This is a genomic window from Methylocystis sp. (assembly GCF_046349115.1).
Taxonomy (GTDB): Bacteria; Pseudomonadota; Alphaproteobacteria; order Rhizobiales; family Beijerinckiaceae; genus Methylocystis.
Window position 1 is genome coordinate 37,657 of record NZ_JAXMCX010000008.1, and the last position, 21,746, is coordinate 59,402.

A 21,746-nucleotide genomic window follows, 5' to 3' on the forward strand; every position below is an offset into this window, starting at 1 on the left:
GCCTCAATGGGCCGGCGGGAAGCTCAGATCGAACTTTTCTTCTTGCCGGAGATCAGATCCATCAAATCGGATTTCGAGATTCTGTGTCCGCGATCGGTGATGTGTATATAGCCATCGGGAATATCGTCGAGGATCGCCTTGTCCACTTCCAGACCGTTGCTCGCCAAGAGGTGAGCGAACACATATTTCGCGTCAAGAGCGAGCGCGCGAAAGCGATCCCATTCGTCGGCTATGGGCGCGTTCTTGAGTTCCTCGATGGCTTCCATTTCGCGGCCTAGGCGGCGCAGATTCTCGGCAATGTGTTTAGACACGGTCGATCTGCATCGACAATCCGATTGAATCCCTCGCAGTACGTCGATGGCCTCGTCATGCCGGCCTTCGGCCGAAAGCGCGCTTGCGCGCCAGTGGGCGATTTGACCGCGTTCGTCCGAGTCGCGGCCAGGGGAGGCGCTATCGAGCATATCGTGCAGAGCTTTCCAGTCGCGCTGGCGGAAGAGTTCGCTGCAATTGTTATGGATTTTCATCACAATCTCGCTCAAACGGCATTGCCGCCACACGCAGCGCTGACGAAGCCTCGCGCGCAATTTTCGACATCGTTGTAGCCGCCCGTCAAGCCTAATGGCGGATTGTCTAGATTCAATAGGCTTTCACACTGCCTTCGCGCCCACGCCCATTCCTCCGCGCAGTGTTCATCTAGCGCGAGCAGGTCATAGTCCCCGTGCCGCTTCATCTTTCCGCCACACCTGCACGGAGTCCGGGCCGGGCCATAGCCCAGCGCGTCGCGCTGTTCGTCGAGCGTGAGGAAAGCCGCCTTGCCGACGCGCTCCCATTCGCTTGCGCGCTCGCTCGCCAGCGCTTCGAGACGGTCGGCGTTATAGTCGAGGCGAAAGGAACCGAAGCCCGGCTGCAGCCAGGCCTGAAAGCTCTTCTGCACGCGCGCGACAAGCGGCAGCACGGTCTGGCGCCAGAAGGCGCGATTGGCTTCAGTATAATTGCTAAACGTATTGTCGCCGGGCAGACCCAACAGCAGCGGCGGCACGCCGAAGGCAAGCGCGATCTCGTGCGCGGCGCCTGCCTTCGACTCGGTAAAATCCATGTCCTTTGGCGAAAGCGACAGCGCCTTCCAATCGAGTCCGCCTTCGAGCAGCAGCGGCCTTCCGGCGTTGGTCGCGCCGGAGAAATTCTCCTCCAGCTCTTCTTTCAGCCGCGAGAATTGCTCGTCGGTGAGATGCGCGCCTTCCGGCCCCGCATAGACGAGGGCGCCGGAAGGCCGCGCGGAATTGTCGAGCAGCGCCTTGTTCCAGAAGCTCGCGGTGTTATGCGTGTCGAGCGCCACCTGCGCGGCGGCGAGCGGCGGGAAGCCGTAATAATCGTCCAGCGGGTTGAAGAATTTGATGTGCAGGATCGGCTCGATCCCTTCGCCGCGCATCTCGTAGCGCGCTTCCTGTCCGAGCGCGCGATAGATGAAGGCGGCGGGCCAGCCGTTACGCCCCGCCTCGACGCTCATGCGGTCGGGCCGCAGCGCGTAGAGTTCGCGCAGCTCCTCGTCGATCAGAACGGATTCGACATAGGCGTTGCCGTAAAGTAGCAGATTGGCGCAGATCGCCTCGATGAAGGAGGCGCTGGTGTCGAGCGGATTGGGCCGCTCGATGAGCGAGATGAGCGGATGGTCGATCGCCTCCTCGCGACCCTCGTAGACGAGCCAGGGCACCGAGGCGGCGGCTTCCGCGACCATGCGCACGCAGCGATGGCAGACGGCGTTGCGCTCATAGCCTTCGCGGGTCAGCACCGTCGAATTGCGCGCGCTCCAATGCGGCTGTCCGAGCGGATGCATGGCGAGGAGCTTCGCCGCGCGCGAAGTTTTGGTTTCGCGCGCCGGCGCGAGCGCGCCGATGAGTCGCGAGAGCAGTGAGGGCATGAAAGGTCCTTTAAAAGGGATGCGTCTCGCGGCGCGCCAAACCCCACGCCCCTCACCGCACCTCTCCCCGCAAGCGGGGAGAGGGGGCGTCAGGCGTTTCGCGAAAAAATCGCGCGTTCGCATTGTCGCTGGTGCGTTGCGTCGCCATCCCTTCTCCCCGCTTGCGGGGAGAAGTGAGATGAGGGGCCGGGGGTCTTATCCGAACGAAACGATCGGCGCGATGTTTCGCTACACTCTTCGCATGCGCGGCTCCGGCGCCTTCGGAGTCAGCGCCAAAGCCGTGATCGCCCAGACCAGCGCGTCGAGCCGGTCGGGACTTCGCCCCGACGAAAGCCCGTCGGCGGCGAAATCGCACATCTCGTCTTCGAGCGCCGGAAAGGCGCCGACATGTTTGACGCGGCCCTGTTCGTAAAGCTGCGCGACCGGCGCGGCGCGCAAATATTTGCCGCGCGTCGCCCGCGTCATTGTCACCGGGACGGAAGGGTCGGCTTCGTTCAATACGGCGCGCACCATTTCGCCGCCCTGATTGACCTCGGCGACCAGCGCGTCGGCGGAGAGCTTGTGATAGAGCGCGATCGCCGCGCGCGCCCATTGCGCCGGCCGCGCCGCCGACAAGGTCGCGTCAGCGAGCACGTAGAGCGCGCCCGCCTCTTCGATTCCCGCAGCGACGAGGCCGCAATTGTCGGCGCGTTTGCCGGAGCTCGCCGGCGGATCGACCGCGACGACGATGCGCTTTAACGGCGGCGCCTCATGAACGCGGGCGCGCTCCAGCATGTCGCGGGTCCACAACGCGTCCGTTCGCTCATCGAGAATTTCGCCGTCGAGTTCCTGACGCCCCAATCGCGTGCCGGCATATTGCGCGACGACGCTTTCGAGAAAGGACGGCGCCAGATTGGCGGCGTTCTCGCGCGTCAGCGCGCGGGTCACGACGCTTGTCGGGTGAGCGATCAGCTCTTTTAAAAGCGGCAGCGGACGCGGCGTCGTCGTGACGAGCTGGCGCGGCCAGTCGCCGAGACGCAGGCCGAATTGCAGCATGTCCCAAGTCTCCCTGGCGTAGCGCCATTTGGCGAGTTCGTCGCACCAGGCGGCGTGAAACTGAGGGCCCCTCAGGCTCTCCGGATCTTCCGCCGAAAAGGCCTGCGCCACAGCGCCTGTGTCCCAGACGAGCCGCCGGCGCGTCGTCTCCCAGCGGGGCCGCTCGCGTTGTCCATGCACGGCGAGAAGACCTGAGACGCCTTCGACCATCACCTCGCGAACGTCAGCCGCCGTCTCGCCGACCAGCGCGATGCGGCCGAGCGGTGCGAGCGAAAATTGCGCGCGGCCGAGCGCCAGAGCCTTCACCCATTCGGCGCCGGCGCGAGTCTTGCCGGCGCCGCGCCCGCCGAGGATGAGCCATGTGCGCCAGGGCGCGTTATTGGCGGCGAGTATCGGCGGCCATTGATCCTTGCGTGCGACGAATTCCCAATCGTCGAGCAGCCGCGCCAGTTCTCTTGCGGTCAGACCGTCGAGCGCGTCATTCAGTCGGCCCTGGGCCGCGCAATCGTTCAAGCCGTCGAGCAAGCTCCGCGCGGAGTTCGGCCAATTCGCGGGGCGGCGCGTCGCCGCCTCGCTCGCTTGCGGCTTCTTCGTCGTCATCTTCGGCGTCGTTCTCGCGATCCTCATTCTCGCGGCGCATGCGCTTTAATTCGGCGAGCGTCTTGACGAGGCTTGCGAGCGTGCGGGCGCTCGCCTCGATGGACTTTGGCGCAGGTTTGGCGAGCGCCGCTTCGGCGCGGGCGAATTCCTGTTCGACCGCGTCTTCGAGCCGGGCGATGAGCCGGTTCGCGTCGCGCGGCTTCTTCGCCGGCGGCGCGTCGTCCGCCGCTTTCTTGCGCGGCGCGCAGGCGGAGGCGCGCAGCGGCCAGCCGTTGATTTCGCCAAAGCGGCGGAACTGTCCGACGCTCATGCCGAGCAGGTCGAGAATTTCGCCGATCGGCGTCACGCCCGAGTCATAGAGAAGCTTCGCCTGCGCGATTTTTTCGTCGCAAGGCGGGACGGATTTGGCTCGCATCCGCGAGTCTCCGAAAGAGCAGGCGACTTATGGGGTTGCGCCGCGAAGCCGAAGAGGCATTGTCATTCCCGACAGGCCGAAGGCCTGATCGGGAATCCAGAGCAACAACAAGCGTGTTTGACTTTGCCCCTGGAATCCCGATCGCGCTTCGCGCGTCGGGAATGACACGAGTTGAAAGCTTCAATTTGATCCAGACGTTCAGCTCACCGGCAGGACTCTATTCACCCAATGGCTGATCGTCGCGCTCGCACAATCCCAAGGCCTCTCAGCACTCGAAATTTAACTCACCGTTTGCAACGATGCCGCTCCTTCGTGCATGAAGCAGGTCTTGGTGAAGAGCGCCAAGTTAATCGGATTCGGAAGGCGAACATCAGAGAGCTCGGGCAGGTGTTTGCTCTTGAGTTCAAAGGAGCGATGGATTTGTGATATCGTCACCACGATCGATGGCGTTTCATGCGCCAAACTTCGCAGCTCTTCGAGTTGAACTCCAAGCTCGGAATTGCTGCGCTTCTGATCCAATATCTGGAGATAGTCGATCACCACGACGCTGTCGGCAAATCCATTTCGGACTCGTTCTCCGATGTAAGTTGCACAGATATCGTCTGACGTATCGATGATAAGAGAATCTCGGATTGCCTTTTCATCAGCTCCAAGAGCCCGAAGCCGGTCGAACACAGCCGCTTCATTTACTTCCAGGCTAAAAAAGTAACCCTGTCGCCCGGTTCTAACCGCCTCTATGGCCAGATCAATGCCAAGCAATGTTTTGCCGTGTCCAGGGCGCGCGCCGAGCAGCACCAGATCGCCAGAGACAAGCTCTCCAAGTATCTGTTTTGCCCGTCGATGGCCGGAATTTGAGTCAGATAAATGGCTCCAGCTTCGGTAGCCCTCCCGCTGCGCAATCTGATCAAGAGCTAGGTGCAGCGGAGCGCTTTTTTTTCGGGCGAGCAGCTTGGCTTGTCGCCTCAGCCGAAAAATTGGTGCAGACAGTTTCATTCGACGAGCCTCCTCCTTCGAGCAACGTCTGCAATCCCTCCTTATGCATCTGCTCGAACAGAGTGGGTCCGACGAACTGGCCGCCCCGCATGTGGGATGCTTCCCCGAAATTGGAGGGAGGAGGCACGGGCCATGCCTTGCCGGCGATGTTAAAAAGCAGCGCAAACCAACGCAAGCCGCAGCGACAGCCGTCCACTGGCATTACGGGAGCCCGCTCTCGGTCCATCCCCGGAGCCTGAAAAGCGCGCTTTTCAGCGAAGCTCCAAAAATCCCCTCGGCCGCAAGCCGCGAGCGCGTCTCGAAGCGCGAGGGGACGGGCGCGGGGGGAGGGGAGGACGCCGCGCCCTTAAACTCGTTCGCGCCGCTCAAGCGCAATTTTGGAGCATGGCGCGTTTCTATAGGACCATCGTCCCGCTGTCAAGGAATAAATTCCAGTTGCGCAAAAATATCTCTCACCACCGCGCCTTCTTCGGCCAGCGCTTCGGCCATAGCCTGATAAAATCCGGCAGATCGTCGGTGTCGACCTCGTCCTCGCCGGCCTCGATCCGGCCCCGCGCCGAGACTCCGGCGCGATGGACGCTCTCGGAATCGCCGGAAATCAGCGGATGCCAGGGCGCGAGCGGCTTGCCGTGAAAGCGCAGGAGATAGGCGCAGGTCGGCGGCAGCCAACGAATATGCTTGAGCTTATCCAAGGTTAGCCGCACGCAGTCGGGCACGTAGCGGCGCCGATGGGGATAGTCGCCGCAGCGGCAGCTCCCTTGGTCGAGCAATTTGCAGGCGACGCTCGTGTGATAGATCGTCCCGGTGTCGTCGTCTTCGAGCTTGACGAGGCAGCAGCGGCCGCAGCCGTCGCAGAGCTTTTCCCATTCCGCGCGGGTCAATTCCGCCAGCGGCTTCTCCCAGAACGGCGTCTCGGCCGGCGCGGCCGGAAAAGCATTTTCGCCTTTTTTTAACGCCATCCTCTTCTTTCGGCTTGCGCTTTGCGCGTTAGAAACCATAACGCAATGTGGGTCGCGGGGACTGTCGTCAAGATGGTTTAAAAAGTGTTAATGTAGAGAAAGCGCCGGTAAGTATTGTCGGCGCGGGGAGCACGCGAGCAGTGTTGAAGCGTTTCCAGGCTTCCGACTTCGTCAAGCGCGTCAGGCGCATCCTGCTCGCCATCGACGCGCTGATCGATTCCGCCATGTTCCAGAGCGGGCGGCGCGCCCGCGAGCTCTATGAGGATTTCTCGACCTTCATGGAGCGTTTCCATGTCTCCGGCCTGGCGCGGGTCGGCGTGGAGCTCTCTTGCGAGGCGCTCACGCTCGGGCTCGGCGCCGGAATCGTCGCGATGGCGCTGGCCTCTTCGGCCTTTCAGATGACCAGCGACGAGAATTGGCTGAAGCAGACCGATCTTGCCGTCACCTTCCTCGACCGCTACGGGGCGGATGTCGGCCAGCGCGGCATCAAGCATGACGACGCGGTGCCGCTCGAACAATATCCCGACCATCTGATCAAGGCGGTGCTGGCGACCGAGGACCGCCGCTTCTACGAGCATTTCGGCATCGATGTGATCGGCACGCTGCGGGCGCTGACCGTCAATGCGCGTTCGTCCGGCGTGGTGCAGGGCGGCTCCTCGATCACCCAGCAGCTCGCCAAGAATCTATTCCTATCGAACGAACGCACCATCACCCGCAAGATCAACGAGGCGTTTCTGGCGCTCTGGCTCGAGCACCATCTGACCAAGCGCGAAATCCTCAAACTCTATCTCGACCGCGTCTATATGGGCGGCGGCGCTTTCGGCATTCAGGCGGCGGCCGAATTTTACTTCGGCAAGTCGGTCAAGGACGTGACGCTCGCCGAGGCGGCGATGCTCGCCGGCCTCTTCAAGGCGCCGACGAAATATGCGCCGCACGTCAATCTGCCGGCGGCCCGCGCCCGCGCCAATGACGTGCTGAACAATCTCGTCGACTCGGGCTTCATGACCGATACCCAGATCATCGGCGCGCTGCGCAATCCGGCGACGCCGATCGACCGGGCGCGGGAGACGAGCCCCGACTGGTATCTCGACTACGCCTACAGCGAAATCCGCAAATTCGCTCAGGAAGGCAAGCTCGGCGACAATCGCGTGCTCAGCGTGCGCACCGCGCTCGATTCCAACATCCAAAGGCGCGCCGAAGAGGTCATCGAGACCAATCTGCGCGAGCAGGGCCGCAGCTTCCACGCCAAGCAGAGCGCCGCGGTGGTGATGGAGCCGGATGGCGCGGTTCGCGCTATCGTCGGCGGCCGGGACTATGGCGCGAGCCAGTTCAACCGCGCGACCGACGCCGCGCGCCAGCCCGGCTCGTCGTTCAAGCCTTACGTCTATCTCACGGCGCTGATGACCGGCAAATTCAAGCCGACGACGATCGTCACCGACCGCCCGACCTGTATCGGCAATTATTGCGTCCACAATTACAGCGGCGGCTACGCCGGCTCGATGCCGCTCGCCAATGCGTTGGCGCGCTCCTTGAACACCATCGCCATCCAGCTGTCGCAGGCGATCGGCAATGGCGATTCCAGGATCGGCCGCGCCAAGATCATCGACACCTGCCGGCGTCTCGGCATCAGCACGCCGCTCGAGGATACGCCGTCGCTGCCGGTCGGCCAGAGCGACGTCATTCCGCTTGAACATTCGGCGGCTTATGGCGCCTTCGTCAACGGCGGCAAGAAGGTCACGCCCTATGCCGCCGTCGAAATCCGTAACCGCCAGGGCGATCTGCTCTACCGCCATGACCGCGACGCGCCGCCGCAAAAGCAGGCGGTGCCCTTCGACAAGGTCGTCGAACTCGCCGGCATGATGAAGAAGGTCGTCGAGGAAGGCACCGGCAAACGCGCCCAGCTTGGCCAGGGCATCGACGTGATCGGCAAGACCGGCACCACCAATGGCTACAAGGACGCGTGGTTCTGCGGCTATTCCGGCACGATGGGCGGCTGCGTGTGGTACGGCAATGACGACAATGCGCCGATGAACAATATGACTGGCGGCACGCTGCCGGCCGGCACCTGGCATGACATCATGGCCTATGCGCATCAGGGCGCGACCTTGAAGCCGATCGTCGGATTGAAGCCCGATCCCAAGGGCGCCACGGCCGTCGCCAACGCCAATGTGGTGAAGCCGCTCGAACTCGGCGCGCCGCAACGCCCCGCGACCCTGTCGAAGAGCGCGATCCAGGCGCTCGAATCCATCCAGATGAAGATCAAGGCGGTCGGCGGCGACAAGCAGAGCGCGCTCGAGGCGCCCGAATCCGCCGCGTCCGACGCCGCGCCGCAAGCGCTGCGCGAAAGCCACGCGGCCGACGGCGGCGTCATCAGATAGCGGCGGGAGCGCTTCCTTGGACCTCAAGCCTTATGCGAATTATTTGCGCGCCGGTTCGGCGATGATCGCCGGCCTCGCCATCGGCCTGCTGGCGACCGTGCTGTCGCTCAACGCCGGCTACGGCTTTAATTCGCTGCGCGCCGGCCCGTGGACCTCATGGCCGCATATCGGCGGTGCCGACATCGACCCTTATGCGCGGGCGGTGATTTCGCGCTCCGGCGAAGCGCCGCTCGGCCGCGATCAGGGACTGGCCTTCATCGCGCGGACCGACTCTGATGGCGCGCCGCTCGACGGCGCATGCGACTATCGCATCGTCGATCCCTTGCCGGCGGCGCGCTACTGGACGATGACGCTCGCCAGTCCCGACGGCAGGCTCGTCGCCAATCCCACCGAGCGCTACGGCTATTCCTCGGTCGACATTCTGCGCAAGGAGGGCGGCGCTTTCGACATCGACATCGCCCGCGAGGCGCGGCCCGGCAATTGGCTGTCGCCGGGACAGGCGCAGCGCTTCGTCGTCATGCTGCGGCTCTATGATACGCCGCTCGACATCGACTCAACTCCCGATCCCAATAGCTTTCCAAAGATAGTGAAACTTGGATGCGCCTGAATATTCCCGACCGCTTTCTCGACCTTCTGCCCTGGCTGCTCGCCACGCTGCTCGTCGCCGGCATCGTGCATATCGTGTCGGTGCTGCTGATGCCGACGGTCGCGCCGCGCGACGCGCTGGGGCGGCTTGCGGCCTATGTGAAAAGCGCCGCGCCGGCGGAAGGCCTGGTGATGCTGCCGCAGATGGCGCCCGGCGACGAGACGCTGCCCTTCGAGGATCCGGCCTTCGCCGAGGCGGTCTGCGTTTACGATCTCGGCAAGGGTCCGCTGCGCGTCAAGACAAGCGTCGACGGCGAGGATTTTCTCGGCCTCTCCTTTCACGCCAACGCCGGCCGCATCTATCATTCGATGACCGACCGCTCGGCGATCAAGGGCAAGATCGACATCGTCGTCGGCGACGCGCGCCAGATCGACGCCCTGACCAGCGCCGACGAAGGCGACGCCCCGCCTCCCTCGGAAGTGCGGCTGACGGCGCCGACGAAGCGCGGCTTCGTGCTGATCCGCTCCTTGGCGAAGCGCCCCTCCGATCAGGACCGCGCGCGCAACCGCTTAAGCACGATCAGCTGCCAGAATTTCGATCTGCCGCAGGGATAAGGCGCCGTCGGCGTCACTGCGACGCGAGCGAAGCGATACGGAAGCTGTCCTGATTTATCATAGGGCGCCCATCTGGCTTGTTCGCTTACGGCTCGCAATGAAGAATCACATTACGGTGTCATTCCGACAGGCCAAAGAGCGCAAAATTAGCCGAAGAGCCCGTTCGTGATCTATCCTCGCTTTCGGCTGAAACACGCGCGCGTGAAGCGCACGCTTAATTTCGCCTTTTCCGGCTTGCGCCAGCCGCAGTGGCCTGGAACGCACGCGAATTTACTCGCGAGCGAATATCTGTTGTATGCGAAGAACCATGTCGATTCCACAATAAGATGTTCGCTAGAGAATGCTTATACCGCCCGCGACGCGTTCCACGCTCCAGAATGCGGCTACCGCGATGCAGCCAGTGGCGAGACAAATGCGACCGATCCGCCATGCATTCTCGTTCGCTCTTTGAAGAAGCAAAAGCGTTGGCCACACAGCTATGACAATGGCTAGCTGACCAATTTCGACGCCAAGATTGAAGGAGAGAAGGCTTTGCCAAATATCGGGGGAGTCTATTTTTAGGATTTCGTGCAACACGAAGGAAAAGCCAAGGCCGTGCAGCAAACCGATCGCGGCGGTGACGAGGAACATTCTTCGCGCGCGGCCGGCGCGCTCCTGTAGCGGCATAAGGGCGATGACGGCCGCATAGATGATCGAAAGGGCGATGCCCGTCTCAACGGTCGGCGCGAACCAAGTCCCTTTCGGCACGTAACCGAAGAACCCCGCCGTCAATGTCACGCTATGTCCGACGGTGAATCCTGTTGCCCGCGAGATAAGGCTGCCAAAGCCCGTGGCGCCGAGCACAAGGCACAGAACGAAGAGCACATGGTCGAAGCCTCCGAGGATGTGACGGACCCCCTCCCAAATAAATGTTGAGGCTGCAGCGAAGGTTGACCGCGTTATCATTACCGGGGCGCGCATCAGCCCTCGAGTTCTGAATACCTTGGCGCCGCCAGGGCCATGATCGAGGATCAGATTGGCTGTCTCTTCCTGTCCGGGCAGCCCTGGATCAAGTCGGCTGGAAAGCTCGTAATTGTTGATCGTCGCCGCTGCGTCATATCTAACGAGCACATCGACAATCGTGTCGCCAACATAAGCGTCCGGCGTATCCTTCGGGAAGATTGGGTGGCCCTGGTGAAGGGCGGACCGGGCCTCTTCCAACGTTGCGAAATCGGGCTCTTGCCCAATCGGATAGACGCGCAGCATAACGACTATGGGTTCAAGAACGCGTCCGTCGACCTCTAATTGGAGTCCTTCCGCAGCGATCTGGCCAAGCCCCAATGGATCGCTACGGAGGGAAGCCGCATCGACGAAATGCACTGTGCGCTCGCCTTCCTTACGGTTGGTCGTAAAGGGCGCCGGCTGTGGCAAGCCATCCTCGCCGACCGGGCCAGTCTTGTCGCCTACCAGATAAGGCATCGGCGTTCGCAGGTAGACGCGTAGACCGTCACCGAGATGTTCGACATGGATGATGCGGACATTCATATTGAGTTTGAAATGAGCGCGCGCCGTCGCTCCGAAGCATAGCCCCACAATCATGACGATCGCGGCCATCGATTTAGCGGGAAGCGCCACCCTCACGTGCTTGGCCTCGCGCTGAGGATCGTCAGTCCGTGCACCTTCCAGACGCCGTCCGCCTCGGCGACGTCGATCAGGGCTCGGAACTGGATTTCGCGTCGGTGCATGTGGCCCCAATGGCCGCCGCTGACCAGAGCCTTCCAGGTCGCCAGAAGGCTCAGACCTTCTCCCCGAGTATCGATTTTCTCGACAGCCACGTCCCCGATCGATTCCGTCAGGGCGTGCGCGCCTGAAGGCAAGTTCACCGAGAGGCCACGCCGCATTTCGTCGCCAACCGCCCCGATCGCGTCGGCTGATACGAAGGGGGCAAGTGCGGCATCGAACCGTTCCGGCCGTATCTCCAGCATTGCGACGGCGGCGTTACGGATCATCGCGGATGAGATAGCGGTTGCCCTTGCTTCATCCGGGCGGCCGCCCGGCACGGCGACTCTCAAACCCCCGAGCGGAAGCGTCACGACTGCTATGAGGCAAGCCGCAACGGCTGCGCCGATCCATCGCCACGGCCGCGATCGGCGGAAGGCCAATGCCATCGCGGCGGCGCCCAAGCCAACGAACAAGGCCGAGAGCATGGGGATGCGCACCGCGCGATCCAAATCCAAGTTAACCGGAGACGCGACAGGGTCCTTCCATGTTTTCAGGTAGTTTGTCCACGAGACCTCTGGAACGTCGGGCGTGATCTGGCCGGGGACGCCACCAGCCGGATCGGCGACCCATGACGGGACCGTCGTTTCCCCATTAGGGAACAGCTGCCATTTCACGCTGAGCCGGGCGGGCAACCTGCTCTGCGGATAGGACAGGATGATCCCCAAAAGAGCGGCGGCGCGGTCAAGAGTTTTCAAATCCTCCATGATCTGCAATCCCGCAACGCCGATATCCAGGACTTGGACGTTTACCGCCGCCGGCTCTATGGCCACGCCGTCGATCGTCATCGGATTGCGTTTCGCCAGGCATCGCGCCGCTGCGCGTTTCACCGAGTCGATCTGCGCGGCGGCGAGCGTGCGGCTCTCGAGGAGGTTGAGGTCGCACCATCCTTCGAGATCCCGGAGACGTGAAATGATCTCGTGGCGAACCTCGCGCGGCTCGATCGAAATGAAGGACATCAGCGCCGAGCGGTGATGTCGCGCCAGATTCGGGTTCTCGAAGGCGCTGTACCACGGGTCGTTCCAGTCGAGGCGCAACGCTTCCAATTGCGAGAGATAACGATAATCGGTGATCGGCACGTGGCCGTGACGCGCAAGGAAGCCAAGAGAAACGATAGCCCGCCCTTTCGCATCGAGTGGCGGCGCGAAGCTCAGGCGAGTCGGCCGACCTTGAAAAGGGAATTCAAAAACCGCGCGTATTACCTCAGCGCTGCGCGGTGGGCCGGGCGGAGGCGCGGGCATCCCCGCAGGTCGTATTGCAGTCGGCTTGGGCGCTCGCGGTCGAACATCCAGTTCGACGAGGTTTCCTATAAGACGGACCTCCCCGTCGGCCTGGACTGCGAAGGCGTTGTTTGGGGACGCGGCAATGCGGCTCAGATCGGGCGCGGCGCCTGCTGAGCCGGCCGCCGCCGCTCCAGGCGCAAAGGCGGCATGGTCGGCGGGGTCGATCTCCAGCGTTACGCGCGCACGATCTTCGAGCACGTCGATCTCAGCGAAGTTCGGCGCCGTTTCCGCCCCAGTCATGTTTAGCCAGTCGGCAGCCGCATCGCGCGAGGAAGCGATCGTGATGCACGCGGCAAGCGCCAGAACCACCGCTGCGAAGTAGGCTCTCATTACAGAAAACGACGCGCTGGCAGCCGTTCGGAACCAGATGATGCCGGCGAGGAATTTCGAAAAGCTCTCGCCCGGGTTGCTGACGCGCTGAAGGGCGCTTGGAGTCACTTCTTGTCGCTGGGATAGGGGAAATCCCGCCCGAGCGCCTTGCCGGCTTCCTCGTAGATCGGCCGCAGCACGTCGTCGACGTTCCACTTGCCGTTGGCGATGAAGTCGGAGTAGCCGATGGCCTCAGCGGGCAGCCCCTTCTGCTTCGCGAATTTGGCACGATCGTCCTTGCCGGGCGCGATGTTCGGTCGGGTGGTCGGCGGCGACCAAGTGCTTTCCTCAACGACAGCCATGCGTTCGCGGATTTCTTTTTTCGTCACGTTCCACACCATGAAGTCCTCGGCGAGGCTGAGCGGTCCGTCATAGGTCTTGCGGACGCGCTTGTACACCTGCGCTGTCGTGTCGAAGTCCTTGAAGAAGTGGTAGGCGACCGCCATGCGCGGCTTCACTTCGCTCATCACCTTGCCGAAGGCTTCCGGGGCGGTGTGGATCTGGGTGCCGACCAGCAACGCGGACTCCGGCGTGAAGCCCAGCTTCGAGACGATGTCGGGCACAGCGATGAAGCACTCGTGGATGGCGAGGTCTGCATTCCTGGCGTACTTGTTAAACCACTGGTTTGGGAAAGTGTCAGAGCCGAACACGAACTTCAGGCCGTTCCATTCCAGTGCGTAGCTGACCGCGCCGTCGATCGAGTGGATCGCCGGGAAGGAGCGGATCACGACGCCATTCTCGTCGTAGACAACTTGGTTCTCGCCCTTGTAGTCGAACTCGTGGACCTCGAGCCTGTAGCCGCGCGGATCGACGTTACCGACTCGCCCGGTGATGTCCCACAGATACATCTTCTGCATGGCGTCTAACGCGGCAGCGGTACCGAGCTCGGGAATCCGGCCGCTTGGCCCCCAGATGCGCAGCGGCTGGTTGCGGCCCATGAGGGCGCCGCCAATCCAGTACTCCGGCACCGCGCCAAAGTGGTCGCTGTGCAGGTGGCCGATGAAGATCTTGTCAAGATAGTTGTAAGGGATTTGCAGCGCGGCGATCCGCTCGGCGGAGCCGCTGCCCGCGTCGAACAGGAATTTGTCCCCATTGCCGAGCTCCACGAGGAAACACGCGGCGGCTTGTTTCATGCGGGTCGTCGGCATCCCGGTGCCGCAGGCGATGACCCGCATCTCATCGGGCTTGAGGTCCTCAGTGTTCGGGTAGTAGGTGTCCCGCGGACGCGCCAGCACGGGAGAAATAGCCTCCTTGGAAGTCTCCTCATTTGCGGCGCGCTGTTTTGCTTGGGCAGCTATCGGGATGACCAGCGGGTCGATGGTGTTGCCCACTGCCGCAGCCTTCTGTCGAGGCGCGGAAATCCAAACTCCCGCAACAACACCGATGCCCACGAGCGCCAAGCTTGAGACTACTTTTGAAAGATTCCACATGTAGCCCTCACCTAGATGCATCTTTTCATCAAATTGTCGCCTCTGACAATAAGCGCCCGTCTTGCAAGCTCACCGGAACGCAGGATCGCGAAGCGTCCGGCTTCCTGCCCGGGCAGCAGGTGTATCGGCTTCATTGTCATGGGAAGCGGCGCATGACGCATGCAGCGGCTGAAATTGCGGCGGAGACTCGGCGCATACGTGGACGAAAACCGAAGGCGCCTCAATATTACAGCTTCAGCGCGGCGCTTACTGTGCGCCCGCTTTTCTCGAGCTTGCGAATAGGGAGCGCTTGCAGCAACGCGGTTCGCTGCTCGCCAAGCCTGGCAGGCCGGCGAACTGAATGACGGACAGTTGTGATGACGGCGCAGAACATGCGCCTCATCGCGCGCGCATTCTGTGGAACAACACGACGCTTGCGGCGGCGCGCATCGCGGAAGAGCGCATTAGCAGATTGAACGCCGCGTCGCCCGATTCGGATTTGCGTTCGATGATGGTCGCCGCGACGCCGCGTTCGGCGAGCGCCTGAGCGCAGGCCAATCCGGAAAAACTGGCGCCGACAATGACGACCGGCGCGGGCAAATTCAGTTGCCGTCGCCGGGCAGTCCGGGAAGCGGCAAAATTTCGATTCCCTCTTCGAGCAGCGCCTTGGCTTCCTCGAAAGTGGCGCGGCCGCGGATCGCGCGGCGCTCGGTTTCGCCGTCCTCCATCGCGCGCGCTTCATCCGGAAAGCGGTCGCCGACGTCTTCCGTATGCGCGACGACCGTGTCGTGCAATTCGCGCAGCTTCATGCGCAATTCACGCCCGTCGCCGTCTCGCGCCGCGCCGTCGCGATGCTTGGCGACATTTGGCGCCATCACGTCCCGCGCGATTTTGGTCGAATCGCAAAAGGGGCAGGAGACCCGCCCTTCCGCCGCCTGCTTGTCGAATCCTGAGCTGTCACGAAACCAGCTGTCGAAACTATGGCCGGCGTCGCAGATGAGCGAATAGCGGATCATGCCGCCGCTCCGCCGGCGAGAAGCGCGTCGAGCGCGCCCTCGCTGTCGAGGGCGTAAAGATCGTCGCAGCCGCCGATATGCCGGTCGTCGATGAAAATCTGCGGCACGGTCGAGCGGCCGTCGGCGCGTTCGCTCATGCGCCGGCGTCCGAGCGGATCCCAAGCCACCGAGATTTCTTCGAAATCGGCGCCCTTTTGCTTCAGCAACCGCTTGGCGGCGAGGCAATAGGGGCAGGTGGGCGTGGTGTAGATTTCGATGCGGGGAGCCATGGCGCGCTTATACTCTGGCCTTCACGCGCTTGTCACGGCCCGGGCGAAAACCAGGAGATCGACCCGCGCCGCGCCCGCCCTCAGCAAGGCGCGGGCAGCCGCATTGGCGGTCGCGCCGGTAGTCAGCACGTCGTCCACCAGCACGACATTGCGGCCAATGATCGCATCGGCGCGGTCGGGCGAGACGCGAAAGGCGCCGGAGAGATTGGCGGCGCGCTGCGCCCGGGTCAGTCCGACCTGCGGCGCCGTCGGCTTGACGCGCTCCAGCGCCATCATCTCCGCCGGAACCGCGCTCTCGCGCGAGATCGCCTGGGCGAGCGCCGCCGACTGGTTGAAGCGGCGCGCCAGAAGCCGCAGCCGGTGCAGCGGGATGGGCACGATCACATCGGCCTCGGCGAGGAGTTCGGCGCCGGCCCGCGCCATCCAGCGGCCGATGGGATCGGCGAGCTCCAGCCGGTCGTAATATTTCAGCCGATGCGCCAGGGCGCGCGCCTTGTCGCTGTCATAACGGGCGACGGCTCTGGCGCGGCCAAAGGCCGGCGGGTTGGCCGCGGCTTCCAGCGAGATCAGTCCCGGCTGGGCGAGGTCGCGCTCGAACGGCGTGCCGAGCCGCTCGCAATAGGGGCGTTCGATGAAGGCGATGTCGCGCCAGCATTCGGCGCAGATCGCGCCATGGGCGGCGACAGCCTTTCGGCAGACGAGACAGGACGGCGGATAGACAAGGTCCAGAAATGCGTTCCCGACGCCTGCGAGGTAACGAGTGAGGCCCGTCGCGGCGCCCAGCGTCATCGGTCGAAAGCCGTTCAATCCGCTATGCCAAGTCAAGCTTCGCCGTTTCGCCGATAAATCAGGGGTTGAGCGCGAATGGAACTCTAACGCATTGTATGGACCAGGAAAAGAATCGCTTGTCCGCGTCGCGCCGTCGGCGATTTGCGGGCGCTATGCGAAGTCGAGCCCAGTAGGAAACGGACGCCCATGAGAGAGTTCCACGCGATCTTTATCATCTCCTGCATCGCCGTGCTCGCGCCGCTGCTCAATCGAATTCCAATTTTCGCGCGCGCGCCGATCGTCGCCATCGAACTTCTCCTGGGCATGCTTGTCGGCCCAAGCGGCGTGGGACTGGTAAGCGCGGACAGCGCGTTGAACTTTCTCCGGGATTTTGGGCTCGCCTATTTGTTTTTTCAGGCGGGTTTCGAGTTCAATTCGAACGAAATTAAAGGCAAGCCGCTTCGACTCGGATTTTATTCATGGGTCGTTTCATTGGGGCTTTCGATCGTCATTTCGGGCCTGCTCTACATTGTCGGCCTCATCGAGTCGCCGCTGCTTGTCGCGCTGATCTTGCCGACCACGGCTTTCGGCATATTGATCCCGATTTTGCGACAGGCTGGGGACCTTAATGACGACTTTGGACATTATGTGCTTGGCGTTGCAGCCATCAGCGAAATCGGGCCGCTCGTTCTCGCATCGATCGTTCTGGCGCGACACAGCCATCATCTCCACCAGATGCTGCTGAGCGCTTTCTTCATCGCCATCGCACTCGCAATAAATATCTTTCTCAGGCGGGTGCGTTCCGAGCGCCTTGCCGATAGCGTCGTGCACTGGCTTGACGACGACGAGCTTCTTCCTATTCGAATCTCTCTCGTTATCTTGCTGGGCTTCGTCTCCTTCGCCGATCGGCTGGGCATGGAGCTTGTGGTCGGCTCGTATATTGCGGGCATGGCTGTCGCGATTCTGGTGCGCGGCACCAAGGCCGAAATTCTCGAGGAGCGTTTGGCCGCCATCGGCTCCGGTTTTTTGATTCCGCTGTTTTTCATCGAGAGCGGCGCCGCCTTCGATGTCATGAAGCTCTTCACGAACCCCGAAAGCTTCGTGCGCTTCGTCGCCTTTACCGGCGCCTTCCTGCTCATTCGCCTGGCGCCGCTAAATTTCTTTCGAGGGACGCTGCCCGAACGGGACATGCCGGCGCTGGCGCTGTTGACGTCGACCACGCTGCCGCTGGTCGTCGCGCTGACCTATCTCGGCGTCGGGAGAGGTCAGCTGGCGCCCGAGACGGCGACGGCGCTTGTCGGCGCCGCGATGGTGACCGTCACGGCCTTTCCGACGATCGCTTTGTGGCTTCGCGGCACGGAGCGCCAGTCTCGCCTCGAAAGCGCCGTGTCGCTCGTCGTTCACGCCGTCGCCGATTGGTTCTCATCGCAAGCGTCCAGCGTACCGGCCAAATTTTCCCCGCAATGGCGCGACGAGCTGCATGGTTTCGAGCAGCGCGTTCGAGGCCTGTTCAGCCGTTCGGCAGAATAGGATAGGGGGCGGCGCGCGTCAGCCGAGCAGACCGCGCGCTCTCGGCGCGAGCGGATTGTCGGCGAGCGCCTCTGCGTCGGGGCGGTCAGGCGCCGGGTGATTGACGAGCGCGCCGTAGAGTCCCTCGACGAAGCTTTCGTCGAGATCCTTGACGATGAAGACGATGCGCGTGCGCCGGTCAGCGTCGGGCCAGGCGTCGAGGCGATGCGGCGGGTGGAAGACATGCTGCACGCCGTGGATCGCCACGGGACGCGTGGGATCGTCGGCGAGCCCGACGATTCCCTTCACGCGCAACATGCGCGGCCCATGGGGGTGGCGCAGAAGATCGATGAATATATCGAAGGAGGCCGGCGTCAGCGGCGCGTCGGATGAAAAGCAGAAGGCGCGGATATGGGCGTCGTGCCGGTTCGCGTCATGATGGTGATGGGTGCCAGCGTTGTCATGAAGATGATGGCCGTGATCATGGTCCGCGTGGTCATGCGCCTGCGCCGCTTCGACCGCTTCGGCGTTGAGCCATTCCTTTACGCGCGGAGTCTTGGTCTCGGGATCGTATAGTCCGCAGTTGAGAAGCGCCTCGGGCGTTGCGTCGCCAGCGGCGGCGTCAAGCTGCAGCGCGCCGGGATTGAGCCGCGCGAGCCGCGCCTTCAGCGCGTCGAGCCGCTTCGCGCCCTCCGGCAGATCGGTTTTCGTAATGACGAGACGATCCGCGACCGCGGCCTGTTTGACGGCTTCCTCATGTGCGTCGAGCGTCGCCTCGCCATTGACGGCGTCGACGAGCGACACGACGCCGTCGAGCCGATAGCGCAACATCAGATAGGGGTGATACATGATCGCGTGCAGGATCGGCGCAGGGTCGGCGAGGCCGGTCGTCTCCAGCACGATGCGCTTGAACGGCGTGATCCGGCCGTTGTCGAGGCGCTTCAGCAAATCTTCGAGCATATTCACGAGATCGCCGCGGATCGTGCAGCAGACGCAGCCCGAACTCATCAGCACCATGTCGCCGTCGATCTTCTCGATGAAGAGATGATCGAGGCCAATCTCGCCGAATTCATTGATCAGGACGAGCGTGTCGGCGAGCGCCGGCGAGGCGAGCAGTCGATTGAGCAGCGTGGTCTTGCCGGCGCCAAGAAAGCCGGTGATGACGGAGAGCGGAATCGGCGGCGGCGGCGACCGCGTCATGCGGCCGGCGGCTGACTTGGCAAGATCGTTCATCGAGACGAATTCCGGCTGATCTGTTCGCTGAGTTTGTCATTCCCGGCAGGCCGAAGGCCTGACCGGGAATCCAGAGCCGATCCAGGAGCGCTGGTCTTGCTCTGGATTCCCGATCGCGCGCTCTGCGCGCGTCGGGAATGACATGCGAGCGGCTCAGACGGAAATTGTATCAGAAAGAACTGGCGCCGGAGAGGGAGAAACTTCCAACTCGCGGAAGGCGCGCATATTCTCTCAAAACGCGGCGCGTTTCCACAAATGAACGCCGCTTCTCGCGTTCAGCTCTTGCCCGGTTCGGCGGGGGAGCGGACCTTCGGCGCGACCGCGCGCTTCTGGGCTTCGGCGGCAGGCGCCGCCGGTCTCGGCCTCGCCGCGCTTTTCGGCGCCGCCTTTGGCTTCGGGGCCGGCGCGCTTTCGATCGCTTCGGCGCCGCCGGCGTCAGCTTTGGCGGCTTCGGCTTTGGCGGCTCTCGCCGCCGCCGCGCGCGCCGCCTTCACGGCCTTCGCATGTTTGGCGCGGCGCAGCGCCACTGCGTCCGGCGCCGGCTTGCCGATCGGCGAAGCATTCGCGTCGACAGGCTCGGGTTGCGCCGCATAGGCGGTAAGATCGGTCTGTTCGCCGACGGGCGCGCCCGGCGCCCGCGTCCGGGCGACCGGGCCGACATAGCCCGGCGTGCGGCCGACATAGACGGGCACGGGCTCAAAGCGCGGACGCGGCAGATGCGCGATTTCCTTGGCGTTCATGCGCGGCTGCTGCTGCGCGCCGTTCAGCGCGTCGAGCAGTGGAACGCCCGAGCCGACCGGGACCGACGCGTCTTCGATTTCCGCCATGAATTGGGCCGCGCCGGGACCGCGATGATGACACACCGACTCGCGCAAATCGGGCGCCGCGGTGGGACCCGAAGACGGCAGCGAAGCGAGCGAGGCGACGCCCGAACCGCTCTGGAAGCCGCGATCGAGCAGGGCGGCGATTTTCGCCGTGCGCAGAATCGGATTGGGCGCGCCAAGGACGACGGCGATCAACCGCCGGCCGCCGCGGGTCGCGGAGGCGACAAGATTAAAGCCGGCCGAACAGGTGAATCCGGTCTTCATCCCGTCGGCGCCGGGATAACGGCCGAGAAGATGATTATGAGTGGGAATGATCTGCCTGCCGAGCTGCATCGCGCCGATGTTGAAGAGATTAGCGTGTTCGGGAAACTGCAGGTAAAGCGCGCGACCGAGAATTGCGAGATCGCGCGCCGAGGTGACCTGCCGCTCGTCGGGCAGGCCGTTGGGATTGTACCAGACCGACTGCGTCATGCCGAGCGAAGCGGAGGCGCGGTTCATCTCGTCGGCGAAGGCTTCGACCGAGCCGGACACGCCTTCGGCGATGGCGACGGCGATGTCATTCGCGGACTTCACCATCAACATGACGAGCGCATTGTGCAAAGTGACTTCCGAACCGGCTCTGAAACCCATCTTGGAAGGCGCCTCGCGGCAGGCGCGCGGCGACATCATCACCGGCGTGTCGAGAGTTATGCGTCCCTGGCGCACCGCTTCAAGGGCAACATAGACCGTCATCAGCTTCGTCACCGAGGCGGGATACCAGGACGCGGTCGCCTGATCATGCGAGAGCACGGCACCCGATGAAACGTCGATGACGATCGAGGGCGTCGCGCGGGCGGGCGCGGCCGCGCCGAAAGAAACCAGCAGTGCAGTGGCCGCCGCAATCAATGTGGACTTCGAGAAGATCATCCGCTTAGCCCCATGATCCGTCGCTCAAACGCGGGATCGCAAGAAATCGCCGACTATATAATAGCGCGCGAGGCGCATAGCCGGGATAGGCCGAGATTAGGGCGATTCGGGGGCGATGTTAGCGGATGGTTAACTGTAAATCTTAACAAAAGGGCGCGGCGCTCACTGGTTGCGGCGCGCGCGCGCCGGCTCGACGAGCTGATATTTGATGACGAACTTCAGCGCCCGACTCCAGGACAAATCGGTTTCGCCGCGCAGATCGGCTTGCGCGGCATGCGCCAGTTCTCCCGTGCGCGCGTCGCGGATGCGGATGTCGAGATTTTGTTCCATCACGCTGATTTTTCGAAAGAAGCACACGAAGGACAAATCCGCGCCAAGCGCCTGGGCGATATCGGCGTCACAGCCATTGCATTTGCGCAGCCAATGGTCCTTGACCCGCTGGTCGGTCGAGACGCTTCCGTCGACGATGTCAAAGAGTCCTGACTGAGCGAGGAGGTCGCGCGCGAGCGCGGTCATTCTTTGCAAGCGGGCGGTTTCCTCGGGACTTTCTCCGGCGATCGGTCCGCCGGCGGAGAAATCGTCGAGTTCGATGTCGAAGACGGCGAGTTTCAAGCGCGGAGACGCTGGCGACTGAGCCTGCGCGCCGCCGATCGCGCCGGCGATCAACGCCATCGAAAGAAAATGCGTCATCGTCCTGCTGCCCATCGCGAAGCTCCGCTCTTCATCCGACAAAGAGGTAGCTTCTCAAGGCGTGACAGACTTCGGACGATCGCCTCAATCGGATTGGGCAATATTCCTTTGCGGCGCGGTTCAGGCGGCGGGCGCGTCTCCGACGATTCCGGCACCGATCGCCAGCCAGACGAGATGGGCGTCGGTGCGCGCGCCGATCTTGGCCTTGATCTGA

General features: G+C 63.1%; 19 protein-coding genes and 2 pseudogenes. 4 read left to right on the forward strand and 17 right to left on the reverse strand.

The annotated features are described in order from the left end of the window. Nucleotides 1-23: 23 nt before the first annotated feature. From U1E20_RS15975 to U1E20_RS16000, 6 genes and pseudogenes are all read right to left on the reverse strand, one after another. Nucleotides 24-539 (reverse strand): hypothetical protein, encoded by a 516-nt coding sequence (locus U1E20_RS15975; RefSeq protein WP_409981617.1) that lies wholly within the window; start codon nt 537-539, stop codon nt 24-26. Between the two features lie 221 nt (nt 540-760). Beyond that, nucleotides 761-1,918, reverse strand: a pseudogene (locus U1E20_RS15980) (phage portal protein); the annotation flags it as partial. A 228-nt stretch (nt 1,919-2,146) separates the two neighbouring features. Continuing rightward, nucleotides 2,147-3,466: a DNA-packaging protein gene (locus U1E20_RS15985; protein WP_409981618.1), complete on the reverse strand. Its 1,320-nt coding sequence runs from the start codon at nt 3,464-3,466 to the stop codon at nt 2,147-2,149. Further along, on the reverse strand, nt 3,432-3,968 hold the full coding sequence (locus U1E20_RS15990; RefSeq protein WP_409981619.1) for a hypothetical protein: 537 nt from the start codon (nt 3,966-3,968) through the stop codon (nt 3,432-3,434). The genes U1E20_RS15985 and U1E20_RS15990 overlap by 35 nt, the downstream gene beginning before the upstream one ends. Nucleotides 3,969-4,247: 279 nt before the next feature. Continuing rightward, nucleotides 4,248-4,961: a DNA helicase gene (locus U1E20_RS15995; protein ID WP_409981620.1), complete on the reverse strand. Its 714-nt coding sequence runs from the start codon at nt 4,959-4,961 to the stop codon at nt 4,248-4,250. Nucleotides 4,962-5,413: 452 nt separating this feature from the next. After that, the gene (locus U1E20_RS16000; RefSeq protein WP_409981621.1) at nt 5,414-5,920 is read right to left on the reverse strand and encodes a YcgN family cysteine cluster protein; all 507 of its coding nucleotides are present in this window, start codon (nt 5,918-5,920) and stop codon (nt 5,414-5,416) included. A gap of 143 nt (nt 5,921-6,063) precedes the next feature. On the opposite strand from U1E20_RS16000, the gene U1E20_RS16005 reads away from it, so the two are divergent. Genes U1E20_RS16005 through U1E20_RS16015 form a run of 3 tightly spaced genes read left to right on the forward strand, consistent with a single transcriptional unit; the run spans nt 6,064 to nt 9,498 of the window. After that, nucleotides 6,064-8,298, forward strand: coding sequence for a transglycosylase domain-containing protein (locus tag U1E20_RS16005; RefSeq protein ID WP_409981639.1), 2,235 nt, complete (start codon nt 6,064-6,066; stop codon nt 8,296-8,298). A gap of 16 nt (nt 8,299-8,314) precedes the next feature. Then, nucleotides 8,315-8,905: a DUF1214 domain-containing protein gene (locus tag U1E20_RS16010; protein WP_409981622.1), complete on the forward strand. Its 591-nt coding sequence runs from the start codon at nt 8,315-8,317 to the stop codon at nt 8,903-8,905. Further along, nucleotides 8,896-9,498, forward strand: coding sequence for a hypothetical protein (locus U1E20_RS16015; RefSeq protein ID WP_409981623.1), 603 nt, complete (start codon nt 8,896-8,898; stop codon nt 9,496-9,498). Before U1E20_RS16010 ends, U1E20_RS16015 begins: the two co-directional genes overlap by 10 nt. 333 nt (nt 9,499-9,831) lie before the next feature. Here U1E20_RS16015 and U1E20_RS16020 read toward each other — a convergent pair whose 3' ends face one another. The 8 genes and pseudogenes from U1E20_RS16020 to U1E20_RS16055 all read right to left on the reverse strand — a co-directional run bounded on the left by U1E20_RS16020 (nt 9,832) and on the right by U1E20_RS16055 (nt 16,391). Next, complete coding sequence (locus tag U1E20_RS16020) at nt 9,832-11,091, reverse strand: HupE/UreJ family protein (protein WP_409981624.1); 1,260 nt, start codon at nt 11,089-11,091, stop codon at nt 9,832-9,834. Nucleotides 11,092-11,114: 23 nt separating this feature from the next. Continuing rightward, nucleotides 11,115-12,977 carry a hypothetical protein gene (locus U1E20_RS16025; RefSeq protein ID WP_409981625.1) on the reverse strand — a complete coding sequence of 621 codons (1,863 nt, stop codon included), beginning with the start codon at nt 12,975-12,977 and terminating at the stop codon, nt 11,115-11,117. Next, entirely contained in the window at nt 12,974-14,239 is a 1,266-nt protein-coding gene (gene gntH / locus U1E20_RS16030) for a guanitoxin biosynthesis MBL fold metallo-hydrolase GntH (protein WP_409981626.1), read from the reverse strand. Before gntH ends, U1E20_RS16025 begins: the two co-directional genes overlap by 4 nt. A 477-nt stretch (nt 14,240-14,716) precedes the next feature. Further along, nucleotides 14,717-14,875, reverse strand: a complete 159-nt coding sequence (locus U1E20_RS16035) for a hypothetical protein (RefSeq protein ID WP_409981640.1) — start codon at nt 14,873-14,875, stop codon at nt 14,717-14,719. Beyond that, nucleotides 14,864-14,926: pseudogene (locus tag U1E20_RS16040) on the reverse strand (hypothetical protein); the annotation flags it as partial. The gene U1E20_RS16035 and the pseudogene U1E20_RS16040, both read right to left, overlap by 12 nt. After that, nucleotides 14,920-15,333, reverse strand: coding sequence for a DUF1178 family protein (locus U1E20_RS16045; RefSeq protein ID WP_409981627.1), 414 nt, complete (start codon nt 15,331-15,333; stop codon nt 14,920-14,922). The pseudogene U1E20_RS16040 and the gene U1E20_RS16045, both read right to left, overlap by 7 nt. Further along, nucleotides 15,330-15,602, reverse strand: coding sequence for a glutaredoxin 3 (gene grxC, locus U1E20_RS16050; RefSeq protein WP_409981628.1), 273 nt, complete (start codon nt 15,600-15,602; stop codon nt 15,330-15,332). Before grxC ends, U1E20_RS16045 begins: the two co-directional genes overlap by 4 nt. A 21-nt stretch (nt 15,603-15,623) precedes the next feature. Then, nucleotides 15,624-16,391 carry a ComF family protein gene (locus tag U1E20_RS16055; RefSeq protein ID WP_409981629.1) on the reverse strand — a complete coding sequence of 256 codons (768 nt, stop codon included), beginning with the start codon at nt 16,389-16,391 and terminating at the stop codon, nt 15,624-15,626. 186 nt (nt 16,392-16,577) lie between these two features. Between U1E20_RS16055 and U1E20_RS16060 the strand changes: the two genes are divergently transcribed. Next, nucleotides 16,578-17,900, forward strand: coding sequence for a cation:proton antiporter (locus U1E20_RS16060; protein ID WP_409981630.1), 1,323 nt, complete (start codon nt 16,578-16,580; stop codon nt 17,898-17,900). Between the two features lie 18 nt (nt 17,901-17,918). Here U1E20_RS16060 and U1E20_RS16065 read toward each other — a convergent pair whose 3' ends face one another. From U1E20_RS16065 to U1E20_RS16075, 3 genes are all read right to left on the reverse strand, one after another. Then, a complete protein-coding gene (locus U1E20_RS16065; RefSeq protein ID WP_409981631.1) occupies nt 17,919-19,112 on the reverse strand; it encodes a CobW family GTP-binding protein in 1,194 nt (397 codons plus the stop codon). Between the two features lie 275 nt (nt 19,113-19,387). Continuing rightward, on the reverse strand, nt 19,388-20,842 hold the full coding sequence (locus U1E20_RS16070; RefSeq protein ID WP_409981632.1) for a D-alanyl-D-alanine carboxypeptidase family protein: 1,455 nt from the start codon (nt 20,840-20,842) through the stop codon (nt 19,388-19,390). Nucleotides 20,843-21,004: 162 nt separating this feature from the next. Next, a complete protein-coding gene (locus tag U1E20_RS16075) occupies nt 21,005-21,547 on the reverse strand; it encodes a DUF3280 domain-containing protein (protein WP_409981633.1) in 543 nt (180 codons plus the stop codon). Between the last annotated feature and the right edge of the window lie 199 nt (nt 21,548-21,746).

Excerpts from the sequence above, each read along its gene's own strand:
- U1E20_RS16000 (WP_409981621.1), bottom strand. The coding sequence starts at position 5,920 with ATGGCGTTAAAAAAAGGCGAAAATGCTTTTCCGGCCGCGCCGGCCGAG.
- U1E20_RS16045 (WP_409981627.1), bottom strand. The coding sequence starts at position 15,333 with ATGATCCGCTATTCGCTCATCTGCGACGCCGGCCATAGTTTCGACAGC.
- U1E20_RS16070 (WP_409981632.1), bottom strand. The coding sequence starts at position 20,842 with ATGATCTTCTCGAAGTCCACATTGATTGCGGCGGCCACTGCACTGCTG.
- U1E20_RS16055 (WP_409981629.1), bottom strand. The coding sequence starts at position 16,391 with ATGACGCTGGGCGCCGCGACGGGCCTCACTCGTTACCTCGCAGGCGTC.
- U1E20_RS16075 (WP_409981633.1), bottom strand. The coding sequence starts at position 21,547 with ATGGGCAGCAGGACGATGACGCATTTTCTTTCGATGGCGTTGATCGCC.
- U1E20_RS16060 (WP_409981630.1), top strand. The coding sequence starts at position 16,578 with ATGAGAGAGTTCCACGCGATCTTTATCATCTCCTGCATCGCCGTGCTC.
- U1E20_RS16020 (WP_409981624.1), bottom strand. The coding sequence starts at position 11,091 with ATGGCCGCGATCGTCATGATTGTGGGGCTATGCTTCGGAGCGACGGCG.
- grxC (WP_409981628.1), bottom strand. The coding sequence starts at position 15,602 with ATGGCTCCCCGCATCGAAATCTACACCACGCCCACCTGCCCCTATTGC.
- U1E20_RS16065 (WP_409981631.1), bottom strand. The coding sequence starts at position 19,112 with ATGAACGATCTTGCCAAGTCAGCCGCCGGCCGCATGACGCGGTCGCCG.
- U1E20_RS16015 (WP_409981623.1), top strand. The coding sequence starts at position 8,896 with ATGCGCCTGAATATTCCCGACCGCTTTCTCGACCTTCTGCCCTGGCTG.
- U1E20_RS15990 (WP_409981619.1), bottom strand. The coding sequence starts at position 3,968 with ATGCGAGCCAAATCCGTCCCGCCTTGCGACGAAAAAATCGCGCAGGCG.
- U1E20_RS15995 (WP_409981620.1), bottom strand. The coding sequence starts at position 4,961 with ATGAAACTGTCTGCACCAATTTTTCGGCTGAGGCGACAAGCCAAGCTG.